The 22599-nt window shown below is 38.4% G+C and carries 12 protein-coding genes; 1 reads left to right on the top strand and 11 read right to left on the bottom strand.

All coding sequences use genetic code 11. From position 1 onward, the window contains the following. Positions 1-37: 37 nt before the first annotated feature. The 11 genes from A9996_RS02240 to A9996_RS02190 all read right to left on the bottom strand — a co-directional run bounded on the left by A9996_RS02240 (position 38) and on the right by A9996_RS02190 (position 20218). Positions 38-1417: a sugar porter family MFS transporter gene (locus A9996_RS02240; RefSeq protein ID WP_066430394.1), complete on the bottom strand. Its 1380-nt coding sequence runs from the start codon at positions 1415-1417 to the stop codon at positions 38-40. 103 nt (positions 1418-1520) lie between these two features. Next, entirely contained in the window at positions 1521-3374 is a 1854-nt protein-coding gene (locus A9996_RS02235; RefSeq protein WP_245905255.1) for a family 43 glycosylhydrolase, read from the bottom strand. A 152-nt stretch (positions 3375-3526) separates the two neighbouring features. Further along, entirely contained in the window at positions 3527-4414 is an 888-nt protein-coding gene (locus tag A9996_RS02230) for an alpha/beta hydrolase (RefSeq protein ID WP_066430389.1), read from the bottom strand. Between the two features lie 383 nt (positions 4415-4797). Continuing rightward, positions 4798-7107, bottom strand: coding sequence for a beta-glucosidase BglX (gene bglX, locus A9996_RS02225; protein WP_083993817.1), 2310 nt, complete (start codon positions 7105-7107; stop codon positions 4798-4800). Further along, positions 7107-7904, bottom strand: coding sequence for a carboxylesterase family protein (locus tag A9996_RS02220; protein WP_066430388.1), 798 nt, complete (start codon positions 7902-7904; stop codon positions 7107-7109). The genes bglX and A9996_RS02220 overlap by 1 nt, the downstream gene beginning before the upstream one ends. 45 nt (positions 7905-7949) lie before the next feature. Next, positions 7950-9317: a glucoamylase family protein gene (locus tag A9996_RS02215; RefSeq protein WP_066430387.1), complete on the bottom strand. Its 1368-nt coding sequence runs from the start codon at positions 9315-9317 to the stop codon at positions 7950-7952. A gap of 46 nt (positions 9318-9363) precedes the next feature. Beyond that, positions 9364-10731: a glucoamylase family protein gene (locus A9996_RS02210; RefSeq protein ID WP_066430385.1), complete on the bottom strand. Its 1368-nt coding sequence runs from the start codon at positions 10729-10731 to the stop codon at positions 9364-9366. A gap of 111 nt (positions 10732-10842) precedes the next feature. Next, positions 10843-12567, bottom strand: coding sequence for a LamG domain-containing protein (locus tag A9996_RS02205; protein WP_066430383.1), 1725 nt, complete (start codon positions 12565-12567; stop codon positions 10843-10845). Positions 12568-12597: 30 nt separating this feature from the next. Further along, positions 12598-14133 (bottom strand): RagB/SusD family nutrient uptake outer membrane protein, encoded by a 1536-nt coding sequence (locus tag A9996_RS02200; RefSeq protein WP_066430381.1) that lies wholly within the window; start codon positions 14131-14133, stop codon positions 12598-12600. Between the two features lie 12 nt (positions 14134-14145). Continuing rightward, on the bottom strand, positions 14146-17172 hold the full coding sequence (locus tag A9996_RS02195; protein ID WP_066430378.1) for a SusC/RagA family TonB-linked outer membrane protein: 3027 nt from the start codon (positions 17170-17172) through the stop codon (positions 14146-14148). 223 nt (positions 17173-17395) lie between these two features. After that, a complete protein-coding gene (locus A9996_RS02190) occupies positions 17396-20218 on the bottom strand; it encodes a helix-turn-helix and ligand-binding sensor domain-containing protein (protein WP_248912306.1) in 2823 nt (940 codons plus the stop codon). Between the two features lie 510 nt (positions 20219-20728). On the opposite strand from A9996_RS02190, the gene A9996_RS02180 reads away from it, so the two are divergent. Further along, the gene (locus A9996_RS02180) at positions 20729-22429 is read left to right on the top strand and encodes a helix-turn-helix transcriptional regulator (protein WP_066430374.1); all 1701 of its coding nucleotides are present in this window, start codon (positions 20729-20731) and stop codon (positions 22427-22429) included. Positions 22430-22599: the final 170 nt, after the last annotated feature.

The following is a 22599-nucleotide window of genomic DNA, read 5'->3' as shown; positions in this document are numbered from 1 at the left end:
ACTTTTCAAATACTTAGAATACACACATAAGAACTTCTTACTTTTTCCAAAACCCTTCAATTTCCTCAAGTGTTTTCCCTTTGGTTTCAGGAATGAATTTGTAGGTTACATAAACGATGACTACTATAAACACGATGAAAATGAAATATGGCAATGACCCATTCCAGGTTGAACTGTTATTGACTTCGCTTCCCATGACTATTGGAAAAGATTGTGACACCACATAATTGGCGGCCCATTGGGCTGCAACGGCAACTGACATGGCCACACTTCGTATTTTATTAGGAAACATTTCTGAAAGCAACACCCAAACCACTGGCCCCATGGACAATGCAAACGAGGCTATAAAAATCAACACACCCAATAAGGATAAAAATCCAACCGCCTCTTGTTGCAGGGTTATGCCTAATAATAAAAACCCAGCAAGCATACCGAAGGCTCCAATATAAATCAATGGTTTTCTACCAAACTTATCGACAGTAAACATCGCGACAAAGGTGAATACCAAATTGACAAATGCCAATAGAATTTGTTGTAATAGGACATCTTCCTTTCCAAAACCTAAAGCTTTTTCAAAAATATCTGCACCATAGTACAGTACCGCATTGATACCCGTAAACTGCTGCAGCATGGAGAACACAGTCCCAATAACGATAATTGTTAAAATAGCCTTTGAAAAGTAATTGACCTTTAATCCTGTATCATCAGCTTTTAAGGACTGTTGAATCTGGAAAATTTCTTTGTTGGCCTGTTCGTCATCATGTATTTTTTTCAAGACCACTAATGCTTCGTCATCTTTTCCTTTTAAGGCCAACCATCGCGGGCTTTTAGGCACGAAGAACAATAATATCAAAAACAAACCGCTCGGAATCAATTCTGACCAGAACATCTTTCGCCATCCTTCTTGAATGTTTTCAGCTTCCGTTAAATTGGTTCCGATAAAATAAGTGGCTAAAAACACCACAAAAAAACCAATTACAATAGCCAATTGGTAATAGGTTACCATACGGCCCCTAATATCACTCGGTGCAATTTCAGCAATGTACATGGGCGCATTCATAGAGGCAATCCCAATTCCCAATCCTCCAATAATTCTAAAAACCACCAAAAGTGTTACGGACTCTGGTAAAAATGAAGGCAGACCAGAGCCCCATGCAGAAATCGTAAATAATACTGCAGAGATAATCAACGAATATTTACGGCCAATTTTGATGCTCAAGGGTCCTGCAACTATGGCGCCTACAAAGCAGCCTATAAGTGCACTTCCTACCACCCATCCTTTCATGGCATCACTCAAATCAAAATACTTACTCAAATAAAATTGAGCACCGTTGATAACGCCTGTATCGTATCCAAATAGGAGTCCGCCTAATGCTGAAACAGCAGCTATTAGTAGTAAAAAAGTTTTTTTAGTCATGGTTTGAGATGTTAGTTGTTGGATGTTAGAGGTTAGAGGTTAGATGTTAGATGTTAGATGTTAGATGTTAGATGTTAGATGTTAGATGTTTTAAATGTAATTATTATTCTATAAAAATGATCTCACTTCGGTTAGAAATTCCATTTTCATTAAAAGTTTCTACTTGCAAGTAATAGGATTGCTCGGTATTCAATGCTCTCAATTCATAATTTGGATGGTCGTACATCATGGCATTGAGGTTCAATTTATCTTTTTCAATTCCCCAATATATCACGTACCCTGTAGCATCTTTAACAGCATCCCAGGTTAAGTCGGCATTTCTTCTATCCTTTTGTCTTAGCACTTTAAAATTTGAAGGGGTTTGAGGTTGTGCTTCTTTTCCTTTGCCAAAAACCCTCAATTCTGAAATGGCTAAATATTTATTGGTACAAAATACATGATTATACCGAATGTAGCGGGCTTCGACTGAATTTTCAAGCTGAATATAGGCGTGAGGCATGTCTTTTGTGTTTTTTGAGTAGTCCACTGCCACATTCCATTTTTTTCCGTCCAAAGAAGTTTCAATCACAAATTGCTGTTTGATACCTTCGGGTCTTCCAAAAATCACACTGTTAAAATCCTGAAAATTAATTTGAACTGCCCTCACCTCCATCGGTTTCAATAAATCGATTTCGACATAAATAGAATCGTTGTTGCTTTCAGAAACCCAATAACTACGAATCTCTTCATCATTAATTTTATTGCTATTGAAATCCTTGATCTGCTCCTGCATATAGCCTTCCTCAATTTCATTTACTACATTGATTTCCTTTTCTACCAGAGGTGAATTGGTCTTGACAGGCTTGTCATAGGAAAGCAACATCCATCCTGTAAAACGTTCCTTGTGATTGGCTACTTTGGTGTCTGGCAGATAATGAGGATAATCGCCATAAGCCGTATTGACATACATTTGGCCATCATCTTCAAATCCTGCAGGATACATGCCCAAGCGTCTTTCAAACTTAAAATTAACAGAAATGGCCATCGTAGAATAATGCCAATAATTGCCATTGTTATCCTTCACCGTACTGCCATGCCCAGAGCCTTTCAAAAATCCTCCAGGCTTGTAAGAAATAGGATTATAAGGTGCATATTCAAAAGGACCTAGCGGATTTTTACTCGTATAAACGCCATCAGCATACACATTCCATTGGGTTCCTGGGGCACCATATTCAAGATAGTAAGTATCCTTATGTTTTACCATCCAAGGGCCTTCAATAAAAGGTTTGAGATCTGATTTATGATCTTGTCCAAAGCGTTCCCACCCGTGTTTCTCTGGTTTTAAATTGAAAAGATCAACTTGCTCGCCAATGGGGATGTAATAGTTTTTAGGATCTAATTCAATCCCTCTTATGGGCCATTTGTTGGAGGATTCTTCATACAGATACACTTTTCCATCATCATCCACAAAAAGATTGGGATCTTGTGTACCTCCCGGCATATTGATCACCGCATAATTTGTTTTCCAATCCCCAAGTTCAGGGTTGTCAGTTTCAATGACCGCACCTCTCCCAGACGGATCTCCCAGAACAATAATTTTTCCGTCCTTTACTGCGGCTGCGGGTGCATTACTCCCATCAAAATACCAGCTTTGAGGTTTGATGAATTTCCAATTGCTCATATCATCAGATGCCCAATAGCCGTGCGACCTTGTGACAAACATATAAAAACGACCTTTAAAATTGACGATTGCAGGATCAGCACCAGAACGATACGATACATTATTTTCCGCACGGTAATGGGACATATAGGAATAATCGATATCTATTGGATTACAATAGGTGGTGAAATTGTTTTTGGAATTTTCAACTTTATTCTGAACCTTTTCAGTGGTTCTACCATCTTCTTCATTTTCCTTGCACGCAGTTAGAGCAACCAGGAAAAGGCATAACATTAACGTTGATAAAGTTTTAATCATAATGGCATCAGTTTAATGTTTGTAAGTGTTCATGAGTTGGCCATAATTTGAATGATGTTGGCTTTTGTACACGGTGTTTCTTTTATATGATTATGATGTTAAGTGTTGCACATCTCAAGGGCCACAGCAACCTTTAAGAAAACACTAGGTTTTCATGTCTTCCTAATTATTCTTACGGTTTGTATGATTTCTTTTTTGATAACAGTTTGGTTGAAAAACTCAAATACACCCTCTAGCTGCTCAAATGGAATGGATGACAATTCATGCCGCCCTCCAATAACTTTATAAAAATAATAGGGCATTTCCAATTCCAGCAATCGCTCCACAATGGTCGCCGATCCGTCCAACATGATATATCCCTTTCGTTCAGGTTTACATTGGTGATGTGCTGCACTGCCAAAAGGCACCAAATTATCTGCAGTGCCATGAAAAAATGCAGAAGGCAAGGCATTTTCTTTTGTCACATAATCGGCATTGACCATCGCTCCCGCCAAAGAAAATACTCCTGCAAATTTAATCTCATTGTATCTTTTTAAATCTTCTATAAAATACTCGCGCATATACACGGCATTGAGCATCCCTTCTGCCCCAGCGCTACTCCCACCGGCTATAATTTTAGTGGTATCAGCTCCCAATTCATTCTTATTATCATAAATAAATTTTGCTGCATCCATAAAATCGATTGCTGCATTTTTGAAGGTTAGCAGTTTTTCAGCTTTTGGGCAGTCACAGCCAAAGCCTGTCAGTTGACCTTTGCGTGTGAGTCTGTAGGAGATAAAAACACCTAAGTAACCATTTTCTGCTGCCAGTTCGGCCATTTTGACCTCGCTTGGAAAACTTCTGCTACCTCCTGAAAAACCCCCACCATGCATCCATAATAGAACCGGAACAGAATCATTTTTCTTCATTTTTTTAGGAGTATACACATCCATCTGTAAGGTGTCCATTCCTTTAATTGCATAAGTGTAGGTGGTTACTTTGGCTTGGGAAAATACAGCGGTTGCACTGAGTAAAAAGCTGTAAAAAATAAGTTTCTTCATAAGGATGTCTCTGTTTGCCACTAAAATAAAGGTCTTTTATATAATAGGCTTCAAATATTAGAAACAATTTTAATTTATTAACTCAATATCCTTTGACATGGATAAAAAAGCACATGAACTTCCCTGATCTCAAGAATTAGTGCCATGTCTTTTTTAATGTGAATAACTGCTCGAAATTAAAATCGAAGTCCGGAGCAATTACTATTTCTTCAGGTTTCAAATGATATTCCATCTTAGTTATAGTGAAACTTTAACTCTTAATTGCGCAATTGGAATGTCGCCATTTTACTTTCTTCTTTAACGAAATGATATGCTATCGTTTGTTCATGTTTAGCACAATTTAACCTTTCAAGTTTTGAAAACCTGAAAGGTTTCTCAAATTATTATCTCAATTCAAATCCTGCTTTCATGGTGGTGTCAGAATTAGTGCCCACAAATACTTCAAACTGTCCTGGTTCAGCAACAAAATCTAAATTGTAATTGTAGAATTTTAAATTGTCAACAGTCACTTTGAAAGTCACCGTTTTAGTTTCCCCTTTTTTCATTTCTATTTTTTGAAAGCCTTTCAGTTCTTTAACGGGTCTCGTTACCGAGCCTACCAAATCTCTGATGTACAATTGGACGACTTCTTTTCCGTCGTAATTTCCTGAGTTCTTCACGTTAACAGTAACCTCAATATCACCAGTCATGGCCATTTGATTTGCGCTTAACTTTAAGTTGGAATACTCAAATTGGGTATAGCTTAACCCATATCCGAAAGGAAATAAAGGCTCGTTGCGCACATCTAAATAATTGCTGCGGAATTTTTCAAAATTCCCTTCATCATTGTTCAATGGTCGACCCGTATTTTTATGATTGTAATAAATTGGAATCTGTCCCACATTGCGAGGAAAGGTTGCTGTCAGTTTCCCTGAAGGATTGACATCGCCAAACAGCACATCTGAAATTGCTAAGCCCGCTTCACTGCCAGGAAACCAAACGTTCAAAATAGCGGGAACGGTTTCCACTTCTTCCTGAATAGTTAATGGCCGCCCGGTAAACATGACCAAAATTACAGGCTTTCCTGTTTTTAAAAGCGCTTTTAATAACTCTTTTTGAATTTGAGGAATATCAAGATTGGTTCTGCTGCTGCTTTCGCCGCTCATCTCAGCCGATTCTCCCAAAGCCGCAATTATAACATCAGATTTTGAAGCGATCTCCAAAGCTTCATCCAACATTTGTTGATCCGTTCTTCCATCACGCGGAATATCTTTCCCAAACATGGTCGCCCGTTTCTCGTATTCTAAATCTTTAGCCAGATTACTGCCTTTGGCGTATAGTATTTTAGCTTTATTACCGACAACAGTTTTTAAACCTTCTAAAAGCGGACTGGATTTTTCTTGCTTGGTGGCCACACTCCAAGTCCCTGCCATATTCACCGCATTATTGGCTAACGGTCCGATTAGCGCAATCGTTCCTGATTTTTTTAGTGGTAAGGTCTGGTTGTCGTTTTTCAACAATACCATCGATTCTGCTGACACTTTTCTTGCAAATGCACGATGGTCATCCGTAAAAATATCTGTTTTAGCTCTATCAATATCGCAGTATTTATAAGGATCTTCAAACAAGCCCAATTGATATTTTGCAGTCAGCATGCGTTTAACAGCTGTATCAATGGTTGCCATGGTGACTTTACCTTCCTCATAAGATTTCTTTAAAGTAGTCAACAACCCTTCGCCAACCATATCCATATCCACACCAGCATTCAATGCCAAGGCTGAAACGGCTTGCAGGTCTCCCATACCATGATCGACCATTTCATTAATACCGGTGTAATCTGACACCACAAACCCGTCAAAACCCCAATCGGTACGCAACAAGTCGGTCAACAACCACTTATTCCCAGTAGCAGGTACGCCATCAATTTCATTAAATGCTGCCATTACTGAACCCACGCCAGCATCAATTGCCGCTTTATAAGGCGGTAAGTAATCATTGTACATTTTAATACGGCTCATATCTACCGTATTATAATCGCGTCCTGCTTCTGATGCACCATATAAAGCGAAATGCTTTACACAGGCCATTATGGTTGTATTTTGGGTCAAATCTTTACCTTGATACCCATTGACCATTGCTTTTGCAATCTGGCTTCCCAAATAAGCATCTTCACCAGAACCTTCAGAAACACGGCCCCAACGGGCATCCCTTGAGATATCTACCATGGGCGAAAACGTCCAGTTAATTCCATCAGCGCTAGCCTCAATGGCCGCAATACGCGCGGTTTTCTCAATCATTGGCATATTCCAAGAGCTGGATAATCCTAGCGGAATTGGGAATGTGGTCTCATAGCCGTGAATGACATCCATCCCAAATAATAACGGAATCTTCAATCGGCTTTTTTCCATGGCTACCTTTTGGACATCCCTAATTTTTGCAACCGTTTTGATATTAAAAAGACCGCCTACCTTACCTTCTTCAATTTTTTTGGCAATGTCGGAACTTGTAGCTTGACCCGTAGTAATGTCACCCGCAGATGGTAAATTGAGCTGTCCCAATTTTTCATCCAAAGTCATTAATTTGAGAATGGAATCTACTTTTTGTGCAGTGGATTTTTCAGATTTAACTTGAGTTTGTGCCTGATAGGAATTGCAGGATAGCAAACAAAAAGTAAGTGCACTAAAAAGAACGGAGTTGATGGATTGTGATTTCATTATTTTGATTTAGAATTAGAAAATAACCAGGGAATAAGTTCAGGTTCAGCAAATGCCGAATCCCAACTGTTATGATTGTCTTTGGCGTAAAGCGAAAAATTAGGAGTTCCTCCGTATTTTAAAATACCGGAAACCATGTCTACCGATTCCTGCGGAGCAACCACATTATCTTTAGCGCCATGAAAAATCCACATCGGAACAGTTGTAGCATACGCTTTTGTAGCCTCGGCATTTCCCGCCCCACAAATAGCAAAAGCTGCAGCGAAAACTTCCGGCTTTCTATAAAGGATTTCAAAAGTACCCATCCCTCCCATGGAGAGTCCGCCAACATACATCTCATTGGTGTTGGTATAAGGTTTCGCTAACATCTCGTCCAGCAAGGCCATTACCAAGGTCATGGATTTAGTTGGTGCGACGTCCAATGGAAAATTTAAAGAAAGAGGTGTTGTGCTTCTATCAACTGTGGCATTTACCCAATAATCATTTTGTGGACATTGCGGAAAAATGACAATGGCGGGAAAAGTGTCGCTCGTTTTATAGAATAATTCACTACCATGCACCAGTTGTTTGGCATTATCACTGCCTCTTTCGCCAGCACCATGAAGAAACAACACCACTGGGTATTGTTTGGATTCGTCGAAATTTTTTGGCAACAATAATCGATAGTTTAAGGTGTCTTCTCCTGAAATAAAATCTTCTTCCAAATAGTGCTCTTGATATTGCGCCATCGCATTTTGGACACCTAAAAGAAAACACAACAAAAACACTAAGTCAATCTGTTTAACATGTAGTTTCATTTTTTGTAATTTTAAATTCTACTTAAAAGCTATAAATCCTATTCACTAATACGTAAATCCTAAAGCGTCAAGTCCATTACGGACCTCTTGGTTCTGCATGAACAAATTCCAAAGTAACCCTGTTCTGTGATTTTCAATCATAATAATTTGAGGGCCTTGGTCAATTGCTAAATAAGCTTCTGCAACCCAAAAATCATATTCCGGGCTAAAGGCATCATAAAACCCCGCAACACCCAATAATTTATCTTTTTCCTGATAAAAATAATGCATGGCGCGCAAAGATTCTGCTGAAGTATAAGGCATAGAGCTAATGGCGGCTGTGGGTGAAATAATCCCTTTATCATTTGCAGGACTGTGTGCAGAATACCCGAGGGAACCATCAGCATTTCTGGAGTAGCTTGCCGATAATCCCCAGCAATCCATACCGTAACCTTCAAAATTTCGCGGATTTTGAACACAATATTGATAATTGATTTTAGCGTGGTTGGTAGCCACATCTTTGTAATTGGCATATTGATCTACCAAATTAGTTGGGTTCAAACCCAAAAATGAATAATGGCTAAAAAATAATGGGCCACCAAATTGAGCCGAACCTGGATGGTTTAAAACGAGTGGTAAGCCATATTGCACATTGGAAGATTTAATACTTCCATTGCCCGCCCAACCATGGGTATAAACTTCCTGTGCGATGGCATGTTCTGGTGATGCTGCTCCTAAAATGTACGCCACTAAGGTTTCATTATAGCCTTGTAATTTTAAATTGATGGCAAATTCATTAGTTGGGCTCCAGTGCCAATACAATACATTTTCACCTTGGGTGTACCACTCCCATTCCACACCCTTCCAGAGGACATCGGCTTTGTTTGCCAATGCCACTTCAGCTGGTGAGCCGTTTTTAAAATACTCCTTGATACATATCAAGCCTTGAACCAAAAAAGCAGTCTCTACCAAATCGCCACCGTTGTCCTGTTCACTAAATGGAATAACGCTTCCATTTGTCCCGTTGAGCCAATGTGGCCATGCGCCGTGAAAGCGATCGGCGTTCTCAAAAAAAGTCAGTAAGGTTTGTAATCTTGATACTGCTTCCGCTCTTGTAACATAACCTCTTTCAATCCCCACTAAAATTGCCATCAACCCAAACCCTGTACCGCCTGTGGTCACTATATTTTTATCTTGGGCAGGATTGCTCGGAATATAACGCTCTCTTGCAGCTCCGGAATTAGCCTCTGCAAAGTCCCAAAAATATTTGAAGGTTTCGCGCTGCACCAAATCCAACATGTCTTCATCAGATAACGGATCAATAACTACGGGGCCATCATCAACAGGATCTGGGTCAAATGATTCAGATGACGAGTTTCCAGAACAGGTATATATAAGGATTGCAATAAATAAGAGACTAATTGTTTTTTTCATGTTTTCTTTTATAAAGTTTAGGTCCTACCATGTTCAACCTATTATTTTATTTTGGATACGTAAATCCGAGTTTGTCCAATCCGTGTTGGACATCGTCATTGTTCATAAACAAATCCCAAAGCATTCCTGATCTATAATTCTCGATCATTACCGGAATTGGTCCTTGATCAATGGCCAAATACCGTGGTACTGACCAATTTTTATCCAAACTGAACGCATCATAAGGGCCGTATTTACCAATCAAGGTGTCCTGTTTTGTATATAAATAATGAAGCATCTTCATGCTTTCTTCAGGTGTATAAGGAAAGGACGCTAAGGCCGCTGTAGGCGAGATAACTCCCAAATCATTCCCTGGTCTATGACTATCATACCCTTTCATGGAGTAACTTGAGGTCATGCCCCATAAACTATCACCGTAGCCTTTAAAATTTTTAGGATTATCAACTGCGTATGCGTGATGAATTTTCGCTTGATTTTGGACCAATTGCCAATAATCGGCGTACCTATCTTTCAAGCCTTTTGGATTCAATCCCAAATAGGAATAATGACTCCAAAATAAGGGACCAATGTCGGCATCATCATTTTCATAGTAATTTAGCACTAGAGGAATCCCATATAAAGAATCTTTAGAAACGATATTGCCGATCAACGCCCAACCTTCATCATAAACTTCTTTGGAAATACCGTGTGTAGGCGATGCTGCAGCAAGTATATACATCACAAGCGCCTCATTATAGCCACCCACGGGAAAATTCATATCCCAATGATCAGTTGGAGACCAATGCCAATACAGCACATTTTCACCTTTGGTATACCAATCCCATTCTACTTCTCTCCACAGTTGATCTATTTTACTGGCGAGCTGTTTTTCTTTAGTATTCCCATTTTTGAAATATTCCTTAACGGTCAACATCCCCTGCACCAAAAAAGCAGTTTCCACTAAGTCGCCACCTGTATCCTTTTTGCTGAAAGGCACTATTTTCCCAGTTTCACCATTCATCCAATGAGGCCAAGCGCCGTGAAAACGATCGGCTTTTTCAAGAAAGTTGACCATTTTTGTAAAGCGTTCTACGGCCTCTTCTCTTGAAATGTAGCCTCTTTTAATGCCTACTAAAAGTGCCATAAACCCAAAACCGGAGCCGCCTGTTGTTACTGTGTTTTTTGGGCTTGTGGGATAAACACCATCCATATGAAGGCGCTCTCTTGCCAAACCTGAATTTGGTTCCGAACCTTCCCAAAAGTAGTTGAAGGTTTGTTTTTGAAGGGTGTCCAATAAAGCATCATCAGCATTTATTGGCTCTGACTTGGCATCAAAAGATCCCATGTTCTGCCTTTTTTCAGTTGAATTACAGCTCGAAAAAAGCAAAAACAATGGCATCCAAAGCATTACTATTTTGGTCAAAAGGTTGTTCATAAAGAGTGTTAAATAAATTTTAGCTGCATTCCGTTACCAGAATGCAGCCAAAATAGAATTAGAATAATTCAATAAGATTTATACAGCCATCCTTGTGATAGGCGTTTGTAATTAGAACATAAGTGCCTGAATTTCTGTTTGTGACAGGGCTTTATCAAAAATTCTCAACTCGTCCATAACGCTCAAGTCAGATTTGTGACCCCATTCTGTAAATCGAGGAGCCCCAGACATCACTGAAAGAAGATCACAGCCGGTCCAATCTACGCCTGTAAATTCACCTTGTTTGACAACTTCTCCATTAATGTAAACCACACATTCTGTAGAAGAAATCGTGAAGGCCAAATGAACCCATCCATTATTTGCAGTCGGATCTATAGTCGCTGCTGCTCCACCGTCAAACCAATTATCGGCAGTTCCATTGCCCACATTGAGTTTAAAAGTCTGATTGGTGGCACCTCCTTCTCGGAAGAAACGGAAACCGCTGGTGCGGTTGTTCTGTACCCCAGGGAAATTTGCATTTCCTGAATCAGGAGGACCTACAACTAAAATTCCGGCACGATCAGGTGTAGCATTCATCTTGTACCAAAATGCAGCACTAAACTGATTTTCCAATAGCCCTGTAGTAGGGAATGTGAGGTACGAATTTTCAGCGCCTTTGTAAGCATTTGATCCCGCATAGGCATCTCCAGAAAAACCTGGATTGCCAACAACGGTGGCTTCTATATCTCTGACATTATCTGTATAACTACCGTTGAAATTAACATGTAATTTTTGACTGCCTTGGGCAATCATGCTAGTGATCTCACTTTGTGATAATGTTTTATCAAACAATCGGAGCTCATCCATTAAACTTGAATCTGATTTATGATCCCAATAACTAAAGGTAGGGCCACCAGCCCCGATGACCAATTGCGACGTTCCTGTCCAATCTATTGGTGCGCCTAAAGTTCCGGTGTTTACTTCCATTCCGTTAAGGTAAATTTTAGTCTGCGTTTCTGAAATGGTAAAGACCACATGCACCCATTCTCCTGCAGCCACATTAATTTCACCACCATCATTCCAGCTATCACTGGCACCAGTACCAACATTTAATTTAATGCGTTGTGCTGTCCCGTTACCTTCTCTGAACAATCTCAAACCTTGATTACGGTTTTCTGCGGAGGCACCAATGGTCAATATACCAGACCGATCAGGGGTAGCATTCACCTTATACCAAAATGCTCCACTAAAGTTATTGCCCAATGTCAATTCGCTTACAGGAAAGGTTAAATAATTATCAGTACCTGCTTTGTATGAATTTGATCCCGCGTAAGCACTGCCTCCAAAATCCGGATTGCCAACTTCCCCTGCTGGCATAACGCTTACAAGTTCTGTAAAATCGCCATCAAATGGCATGTAAAACTGCTCGCCAGCAAATATAGGGGTGTAAGGAGGTGATTTTGTGAAATTGACAGTGGATGTGCTGACATTTCCAACCAAGTCAGTAGCAGTGATACTTAGTATATGATCACCAGTGGTGATATTGTCATAAACAAACTGCTCTTTTGCAATTCTATAATCTACAAATTGATTATAGGAAGCTATTTCCACACCATCAAGCATGACTGAAATAGTTCCCAATTCAATATCATCTTCAACTTTGAATTCAATAGTTGTTGAAGTTACTGGCTCTGGCACTTGAATCTCCAGTCCATTGGCGGGTCTCATAATAGAGATTAATGGCGCTCCTGCGTCAGGACCCGGATCCACTTCTGAAATTGAGTCAATACCTTCATAACATGACGTCATTAGGACTAAGGCAAATAACCCAATAAAAATTTTATTGATTTTTTTCATTTTGTTTATTTTAAAGATTATTTCTTCCTTCTAATTGTTTTCCAAAGGCAATAAATCCAATTGGGCTTGAGGGTATGGCAGTAATTCTTTATCTGCACTGAAAGTTCTGCCGTCATAACTCAATTCGTCATATTTGTTTAGGCGAATCATATCAAAATAACGAACGCCCCATTCCATTGCGAGTTCAGCAAATTTCTCTTCCATAACTTGATCACTTGTAACCCCAGAAAGCGGCGCCATATCTGCTCTAACTCTAACAGTGTTTACAGCTTGATCTGCTGTCATTGTAGTTCCTGAGGCGCCTCTTGTAAGGGCTTCTGCATACATCAACAATATTTCAGAATAACGGATAACAATAAAGTTTTTACTGGACCCATAATTGTTTCGTCCTTCTGTTAATTGGTTGGAAGGCAAATAGTGTTTTCCACTAGCAAATTTTGCTCTTGCATAATTATTAATTTGGTCACCATCTGGTGTTACATTTGAGATAAAGTTAGGCAAGGTGGCGTAACTAGGATCTGACTTTATTTGGCTAATACCATCTGGAGTAAATAAGACACTGGTTAACAATCGTTTTGTTTCTCCTCTGTCCAACATGAATTTGATAAACTTGACACTTGGCTCATAAAAGCCCCAACCTGGATCAGCTGTTTTAACAACGGGCGTCCAATTTGCAGGTCCGAAAGGACCATATTCGTGATTGTTGGCTGCTCCAGACGATTGGTTATAATCAGAAAACTGCAATTCGAATAAATTTTCGTTGCTCAATTCTCCTGGTTTTTTGAACAATTCATAAAAATCTGGAAATAAACTGAATTTACTGGAGCTAATGATTTGACCTGTTGCATCAGCAACACCTTGGTAATTTTCCATCTCTAAATTAGCCATGGCTTTTATGGCCAAAGCTGTATATTTTGTAACGCCACCAGGGATATCAACGCGTTCATTAGGTCTAACATCTGGTAAAAAAGGAATCGCTTCATCCATCAAATCAGACACATATTGCAAAACTTCCATTTTAGTATCCACCCCATTATTGGTTTCGGCATCAAAATCAGTAGTTTTTATGATGAAAATATTTCCCCATAATTTAGCCATGTTTAAATGCTGATACGCACTTAAAACCTTCGTTTCTGCAATATACTGATCAGCTCTTGTGATATCCTGGCCTGTGGCAAACACCTTGTACCTCTCTAGGAGCTCCATAGAGTTGATAATATCAGCAAGATCTTTATAAAAATTGATCCATACTTGGTTAAACATCCAAAAACCATTGTCGTAGTTATAAAGGTCCGTTTGAGCAAATAACGGCTGATCTCCTAATCCGCCTGCATTGACATCATCTCCTCTAACCCCAAGCAACAAAGGATCTTCCCAGCCTCGAGAATAGGTTACCGAGTAGGCGCCATATACAGGCAGTATCATATCAGACATATTGGTAAAATCCAAATCATCTGTAGCCAATTGGCCATCGTTTTCTTCTAATTTCTCACTACATGCCGTAAAGAGCATGCCCAACACGGTTAGAAGCGCCATTGGTTTGAGAACTAATTTCAAATTTTTCATAAGGCAAATTTTTTAGATTTTTATATTTATCCCAACTGTGTAAACAGCAGGTATTGGATAGGTTTGACGATCAATTCCATCAGATACTTCAGGGTTGAATCCGTTGTATTTAAAGAAGGTAAAAGGACGATCGGCCGTAAACGTAATTTTAGTTTCTGGAGATCTCTGTCCCAATAATGAGCCAGAAGGAATCGTGTAAGCCAATTGGATGTTCTGAATTCTGAAATACATTCCGTCTTCAACAAAGAATGAGCTCATTTTTTGATTCCAACCTTTTCTTCTCGCTGCAGACGATGGATATGAATTGGTGGTTCCTTCACCATGCCATCTGTTGATTGCAAAGTCAGCATCAATATTGGTGTCATTTGTAAAAATCACCTCTCCCCTTTTTCTATTTAAAATGCTGTTTCCTGATTGTCCGGATACGGCTACCGATAAATCAAAGTTTTTGTAAGATACCTGCATGTTACCACCATAAGTAAGTGTAGGCAAATATGATCCAAGTACAACTCTGTCGGCATCATCAATAACATCATCACCATTTTGATCAACATATTTTAGGTCTCCAGGAACCAAATTATTAGCTACAGCAACAGGATCTGCCGCCACTTCTGCTGCATTTTGATAAACCCCAGCTACTTCAACGCCGAAGAAGGAATTGATAGGTTCGCCAACAATAAGCCGTTGACGGAATTCTGCCTCACCCGTATCAAAATACCCTTGATCACTCTCTATTTTTGTGATCGTGTTTTTATTGGTGCCAATATTAGCACCGATGCTAAAACTCCAGTTATCAGAAACCCTTTGGCTCCAGTCAGCACTTAGTTCCAAACCTTCGTTTCTCATTTCACCTGCATTTTTGATTAATGACTGATTTGTAATTCTTTGGATAACAGGTACCACTAAATCTTTTGTATCCCGTATATAATAATCGGCTTCCAATGTCAATTTATTCTGAAACATTCGGGCACTGAGACCCACGTTGGTTTCTTCAAGAATCTCTCTTTTTAAATCGGTAAAGTCATTGGTACTAATAATACCATTGGTCAATAAATCTTGAATGGCAAGTGTTACTTGACTTACGGTTCTTGTGCCTGCGCTTCCCCCTAAAGCCGCATTAGGCAATTGCCCCCAACTACCGCGCAACTTTAAGAAATCGAATACACCGTTTTCCTGCATAAAACTCTCTTGAGAAATAACCCATCCTACACCAATCTGCGGCGTTGTCTTCCAAATTTCTCTAGGAAATTTAGCATCTCCCTCAGTTCTAACGGTAGCGTTCACTAAATATCTGTCGTCAAAGCCATACTCCAATCTTCCAAAATACGCCAATGCATAAAAACGGTCGCCAATCTCACTTACATTATCATTGAATTTGGTAGGATCGGCAAAATTTAAATACCAAGAGCTTTCAAATGCAATACCCTGTATGTCATTTCCAGTTGCGCTAAATGAATTTACCTGCTCATCCCTGTAAGAGGACCCCGCCAATAGCGTTAGATTATGATTGCCAAATTGGTCTTTATAGGTTAGCGTATTATCCCATATTTGAGTCGAATAATCCTGTTCTGCACGTCTTATGGAAGTATCAGGTTGTTGTCTATTTGAATTTGGTGAGATATAATAAAGCGATCTGACATTACGTTCAGAAATTGTTGAATAATCGTGATAGTATGAGGTTTTGAAGGTTAATTTTTCAGGAACAATGTCAAATTCACCATAAATACTGGTCAATACTTTTCTGATTTTCAATTGGTTCTCGTTATACCGCATAACTGGGAAAGGGTTTTGTGACCCGCGATATCCTAAAACAGTAGCATCAGAATATGGTGTTGTAACTGCATCTGGATTAACATAATCAAATACCGGTAAAATAGGCACTGCAAAATAAGCTTGGAACCATGCACTATTTTCGGGATTGTAGCGCAAAGCATTGCTGAAAATTGAATTGGTGCCAATCCTCAATCGGTCTGTTACTTTCACATCAACATTAGATTGTATGTTAAAACGTTCATATTCATTTTTCATATCCAGAATACCATCCTGAGAAAAGTAATTGGTACTCACACCATAGCTTGCAGATTCGCCCCCACCTGTCACTCCAATACTATGGCTTGAAATTGTGGCAGGTCTCAAAACTTCCTTATACCAATCAGTGTTGACATCTGGCAAATTCGGATTTACTCTACTTCTACCAAATCTGGCAATCGCATTTTCAACAAATTGAATATCAGGAGCAGATCCTGATTCATAAGCCATAGTTGTAAACTGTTCGGCATTTGCCATCTTCACTACATTTCGAGCATATTGAACGCCTGTATATCCGTTGTAGGTAATGACGGGTTTCATTTCAAACTTTCCACTTTTTGTTTCAATAATGATGACGCCATTAACACCCCGTTGGCCAAAGATGGCAATAGAAGAAACATCCTTTAAAACAGAGACGGTTTCTATTTGGCTATTATCTAAAAAATCTATATTCTCGTACCACATGCCATCTACTACATATAATGGACCACCACCAGCAGAGAAGGAATTGACACCACGTATCCTTACTGTTGGAGAAGCACCCGGAGCGCCACTACTTACAATTTGTACCCCAGCAACTTTACCTTGCAAAGATTGCATGACGTTGCTATTGGGTGTTTTTTCAATATCTTCTGCTTTAACAGTAGTTATGGCTCCTGTCAAATCCACTTTCCTTTGGGTTCCATAACCAATCACAACAATCTCACCCAATGCTTCTACATCAGATACTAAACCTACATTAAGCGTTGTTTGACTATCAATTGTGATGTCAACGCTTTTAAAACCAATGGATGAAAATTCTAAAACTTCACCTTTAGCTACTTGTAATGAATAATTTCCATCAAAATCAGTGCTTGTTCCTCTATTTGTCCCCTTGACTAAAACATTTACGCCTGGTATTGGTAAGTTGTCTTCTGCGCTCGTTACCGTTCCTGTGACAGTAGATTCCTGGGCCTGGGACACCGTGTAACTGAAAAGAAAAAATAAGAATAAAACTAGTTTTGCTTTCATATCTATTGAATTTATTGCGTTAGCTAATCGAAAGGTATAATGATTTTAAAAGCTGAAGTAAATTTGAATTACATTTTGATTACGTCAGAGTTAAAAAAATCTTAAATTTCAATAATGACGTAGCTTGAAGATACTAAAAAAAGTCCGCAAACGATGGAGTAAGGGACACTTGACGTAGTATTGACGTATAATAAAATTCGAAATTCGGAATTGTGAAGTACTTTTATTTGAAATTTAGCAAATAATCCGTCAAAGATTTATCAGAATTCAACTTCAATTTGTTTTTTAATCGATATCTCTGGGTTTCTACGCCTCTAATAGAGATGTTCAATAAGGGCGCAATCTCTTTTGTAGATAAATTCATTTTGATGTAGGCACAAACCCTCAAATCCTTAGACGTAAGGTTGGGATGTTCACCTTTCAGTTGTTTAAAAAATTCCTCATGCACCTGATTGAAATTGTACTCAAATACTTTCCATTCGTCTTTATGTCCTATGGATGTGTCAATTTTCTTGATAATATTTTTATAGGAAATGTAATTATCAAAGGTGTTTTTATGGATTGAGATTTCCTTTTTAAGTTCTAAAAGTGTTTCATTCTTTTTCACCAAAGCCATAGCGGTGTTGGCTAGCTGCTTACTCTTTAATTTAACTTCATTTTTCAATGATTCATTTTTAAGCTCGACGATGTGGCGCTGGTTTTCGACATTCTTCTCCTTGATCAATTCATTTTGTTTTTCGGCGAATTTGATTTGCAATAATTTTTGCTCTTTTTCAATTTTCCTACGGTGCAGTACATAAAACAAGATCAAAATTAGCGCTAATATAAATGCAAAAAACAGATAGCCTTGCGCGGTTCTATACCAAGGTGGCAAAACGGTGACCATCAACTTTTGATTAGCTGACGTTTCTCCCAAATGATTTGAAGCCCTAAACAAAAACTCATAGGTACCGTAGCTAATGTTTGAAAGATCCAACGTCTCATTTTCAATTTTATACCAATGTACCGCATCCATAGAAGCCACGGTATATTCGAAAAAATGGTCTTTAGATTTTGGAGCGGTCAAGGCAATAGTGAATGTTTTAAAATTATTTGGCAACTCAATATTTTCAATAGCATTTAAAGCGATCCGTTGCTGATCTATTTCGATACCTTCAAAATAGGGCTTTTGTAAAACATTGGATTCCGCACTTAAGGAGGTGTCAAACAGCATAAAACCATTATCCAAACTCAAAGCTTGTGTATCATCTTTTAACTGTGATACATTTTCATAGCCCACAATCAGACGTTTCTTAAAATACTTATCACTCAATGATGCTTTGAAACCATCCTCTGGAAAAGTCTTGAAATTAATACTGTTCTGATTTTTAACAGCTAAGGTAGTGACGTCATTTTCAGAAATGATATATGAATTTTTCCCAAAACTTGTATTTAACAGATCATATGGTACAATGGTGTCCAATAAAGGTTCATATTTTTGCCAGCCATTGTTCGTTTTTATGGAGATGTCATTTTTGAGTTTATACACACGAACATTATAGGTGGACGACAGTCCCTTATGCTCATAGTTTTTTATGTCCAAAATACTGTCATAGGACTTACTGAACTTTATTTTGTACAAGCCCTTGTAAGCATGTGCCACCCAAGCGGTGTAAGCGTCTTCAAAGACCAAGAAGCGACTGGGTATGGTCGTGCCTCCCAACTGCTTTACTGTCCAACCGGTACTTTCCTTTTTAAATTTTACCAGTCCAGCATAGGTGCCTTGAATATATGTTCTTGGAGCATCTACTACTTTTCTAATGACCCAACCTCCCGTGAATTGGGATATGAGTTTTAATTTTTTATCCTCAACAATATAAGTGCCGTTGTTATGGCCACAAAAAAGATCGCCTTCAATTTCAGTTAAATCCCAAACCTGACCTTGAGAGCCATCAATAAATTGCAAAGTATTTTTCTGGTCCAAGTAAAACAAACCTGTATTACTGCCAATGTAAACCGTGTTTTTATAGTTGATCACGTCATAAACGGCACCCAATTTTCCTGAGACATCATTGTAGAATAAATAAGGACTTTTCAAATCGGCAGAAGCTAAGCCATTGTCAAGTCCCATCCATAATTGGTCATTCTCATCTATATATTGTGAGAGTACGGTATTGTTGATAAGTCCATTCTCCTTATGAATATGAAACTTTATTTGTCCGTCTGGGTTAGTGACATAAACACCATTTTGAATGGTTCCAAATACCATATTCCCATTCTCCATTTCAGTAAACACATTGAGCTGATGTTCTTTTACTATTGCAGTAATTTCAGTAGTCCATGGTTTTAAAACACCCTTAGCGTAAGTAAAAATGCCTTCCAAGGAGGTGGTAATAAAAAATGCGCCGTCCGTTTTTGAGATGGAAACGATCTTGGTATCTACTAGTGCCCCATGTTCTATAAAAGGTTTTAAATCGCCATTTTGCAAACTTAAAATTCCATTAGTCAACGTGGCTATATACAAGGTTCCGTCTATCACGTTGCATGACATTACTGTAGAAGGGGGTTCGATTTTTTTAATCACGCCATTTCTAAATATATAGATATTCAAAAACGAGCGAAATATTATCGCATCATCCGTTGAAATAATCTGCCAAAATTCTTGATTCAAAAATTCCCTTGGATCTAAATCTTTACTAATGGAGGTATAATTGAGCGTTCCAAATTTGTCGCGTTCCCAAAAACCGAACTCCTCATAGGAGCCTATATAAATCTTTTTATCTACTGCCAGTACAGAACGAATGGTTGTTTTATTTGGAAGTACATTTAGGGTCCATTTAAGACCATCAAACTCTAACAACCCTTTATTATTAGCTACATAGAGCCTACCATCTTCCGCTTTAGAAATGCCCCAATTCTGATTCCCAGCATTGTATTGAGACAAATCATAATTTTGAAAATATGGCGAATATTGAGCCTCTAACCTGCTTTGAAAAAACAGGCAGCAAAAAAGAACCACCACAAAAGGGGACGGTAATAGGAATGGCATTTTTGATTTCATTGCCATAAAAATATCGTTTCTAGTTCAATAAAAGTAAAGAAAATGTATTTCTTGAATATTTAGCAGTTTAATCCTAAGAAGACTAAACGAGCTCTTCAGTTTTAGAAGTGTTCATAAAGACATTATTTAGTTGTGATGACCACCTTAAAAATTTTGACCGTCTCGAATCTATCGGGATCACGGATTTCAACAGATTCACTCGTTTCCTAAAATTTCAAGCGTATATTATTTACTTTAATTTCATCTATGCAACAGACTTTGTCTGTTTAAAAACCCCGGCCAAAATGCATGTAGGGCTGGTATATCTCTTTCGTTTACAGATAGTCAACAAAACCATGGCGTCCCAATTTCCTACTATTATTTTTGTAATTATTTTTATCTCAATAGAAAAAAAACATATAATAGCTCTCATATATATAGTATATTTGAGAAGGTCTTCCCAACAAAAGACCATCATTTATTTTGAAGGGTACACGTTATTTGGTGGGCATTGTTTTTCTTTTTTGCCACTTGGTTATGATATCTCAGCAACAGGTTACAAGTGATGATGCCTATAAGGAATATCAACGATTGAGTGCTGCAATGGCCAAATCTTTTCCTGAAGATGCCATGAAAACCTACTATCGTACTTCTTTTTCAGAGCGTCAATTAGAGATCTATCTCTCTCAGCATTTTAAGCGTCTAGATCTTTTACCTTTTATAACAGATAGGCCCACATTTGTAATGGATGCCTATCTCCATTCAGGCAATTGGTTTCGTGCCATTGGTTTTGTAGCACAATCCATTATATCCTATAACGATTTTTTTAACTTTTATAAAGCCCACCAAAAAGAGTTAACACCAAAGCAAATTAAAGGGTATAACAGTATGATAAGTTTTGCCCACAGCAATTTGGCAAATAATTATGAGCAATTAAAATATTTAGACAGTGCTGCTGCCGAACACAAGAAGAATATCCGGTTTAATGACACTCTTTCTACAATTTCCCATCCGTCTGCAATCAATAATTATGGTTTATTTTTTTATTGGACAAAAAAAGATAAGGACTCTGCTTTGATCAATTTTAAATTGGCCTATGACATTACCAAGCAACATTTTCCTTCTAACACCCTTAGTGCAAGTATTCGCGATAATATAGCTGACATCTATCTTGACCAAAATAAAGATGCCGAAGCAAGAGATTTATATGCCATGAATTTTGAATTCTACAAAACGGCAATTGAAGAAACCACTAATGCCAGAGACATTTCTCGATTGATCAGTGCAGGAGCCCAATTGATCCAGACCAATTTGAATATTGAAAATATTGAACAGGCCCAAGATGTTTTTTCAGAACTTGACACTATTGTAGCAAATGCTAAAACAAGAAATGAGTTCATGCCAAATTCTAAACTCGAGTATCTCTCTGCCAAGGCAAACCTTTACAAAGCACAAAATAAACTGTACACTGCATATGCTGCTCTAGAATATAAGGCATTTTTGTCCGATAGTTTGGCAGCAGTTGCTGCACAACAAGACAGTCAATGGCGTGATGAACTTAATACAATCACCGTTGATAGAGTGGCGCTCAAGTTTGAGATTGACCGTATGGAAAAGGAGAGCGAAATTAAAAGCCAAAAAACCGCGTTAAGGTTCACCACGCTAATATCTTCAGCTTTTATCATTTTTTTGCTGCTCCTCTTTCTTGGCAGAAGACAGCATCTTATCAATGCGAATAGCAAAGCCTTGTTAGCTGAGCAACACTTGGAAAATGCCGCGTTAAAAGTGGAGCAGCTTCATTTGGAAATTGAATCAAAACAGCGCGATCTATCTGATTTTGCACTGAATTTGACACAAAACCAGCAGTGGGCAGAACTGTTTGCTTCTAAGCTTAAGCTTCTAAAATCTGGAGATCCAAAAATCAGACATTCGGTTTTAGAGGCCTTGGAATTGGACATAAAAAATAAGGTTCAATTAGACAGCGACACTAAGGTTTTTTATGAACGCTTAGATAAACTTAATGATGCCTTTTACAGCCATCTTAATAGTAAGTTCCCCAATTTGAGTAAAAATGAAGTAAGGTTGTGTTCTCTAATCCGCTTAAAAATGGACAGCAACCGTATTGCTACACTACAAAATATAACACTTGCGTCTTTAAATACGAGCCGTTACAGAATGCGAAAAAAAATGCAACTGGCAGATGCCGTTTATCTTGACGACTTTATCCAACAGCTTTAAAAAACCTTTGTATTTTATCAGAATCTGCCAACTGTCTATCCGTAGTCTATGGTTTGTCCATTGGTAGTCTATTTAAATATCAAGGCGTTAGCACTTGTTTCCGTTAAATTTGCTGAGTATTCCAATTACGGTTTCCTCTTCTAAAACAATAGCAAAAAAATGGTATTCTA

It is taken from the genome of Gelidibacter algens, from assembly GCF_001678675.1.
Taxonomy (GTDB): domain Bacteria; phylum Bacteroidota; class Bacteroidia; order Flavobacteriales; family Flavobacteriaceae; genus Gelidibacter; species Gelidibacter algens.
Note: the sequence above shows the minus strand (reverse complement) of the source record. Positions and strands in the feature narration are given on the sequence as shown.

Bases quoted from the DNA above. Each gene is read 5' to 3' on its own strand.
- A9996_RS02240 (WP_066430394.1), bottom strand. From the start codon at position 1,417: ATGACTAAAAAAACTTTTTTACTACTAATAGCTGCTGTTTCAGCATTA.
- A9996_RS02235 (WP_245905255.1), bottom strand. From the start codon at position 3,374: ATGATTAAAACTTTATCAACGTTAATGTTATGCCTTTTCCTGGTTGCT.
- A9996_RS02230 (WP_066430389.1), bottom strand. From the start codon at position 4,414: ATGAAGAAACTTATTTTTTACAGCTTTTTACTCAGTGCAACCGCTGTA.
- bglX (WP_083993817.1), bottom strand. From the start codon at position 7,107: ATGAAATCACAATCCATCAACTCCGTTCTTTTTAGTGCACTTACTTTT.
- A9996_RS02220 (WP_066430388.1), bottom strand. From the start codon at position 7,904: ATGAAACTACATGTTAAACAGATTGACTTAGTGTTTTTGTTGTGTTTT.
- A9996_RS02215 (WP_066430387.1), bottom strand. From the start codon at position 9,317: ATGAAAAAAACAATTAGTCTCTTATTTATTGCAATCCTTATATATACC.
- A9996_RS02210 (WP_066430385.1), bottom strand. From the start codon at position 10,731: ATGAACAACCTTTTGACCAAAATAGTAATGCTTTGGATGCCATTGTTT.
- A9996_RS02205 (WP_066430383.1), bottom strand. From the start codon at position 12,567: ATGAAAAAAATCAATAAAATTTTTATTGGGTTATTTGCCTTAGTCCTA.
- A9996_RS02200 (WP_066430381.1), bottom strand. From the start codon at position 14,133: ATGAAAAATTTGAAATTAGTTCTCAAACCAATGGCGCTTCTAACCGTG.
- A9996_RS02195 (WP_066430378.1), bottom strand. From the start codon at position 17,172: ATGAAAGCAAAACTAGTTTTATTCTTATTTTTTCTTTTCAGTTACACG.
- A9996_RS02190 (WP_248912306.1), bottom strand. From the start codon at position 20,218: ATGGCAATGAAATCAAAAATGCCATTCCTATTACCGTCCCCTTTTGTG.
- A9996_RS02180 (WP_066430374.1), top strand. From the start codon at position 20,729: ATGATATCTCAGCAACAGGTTACAAGTGATGATGCCTATAAGGAATAT.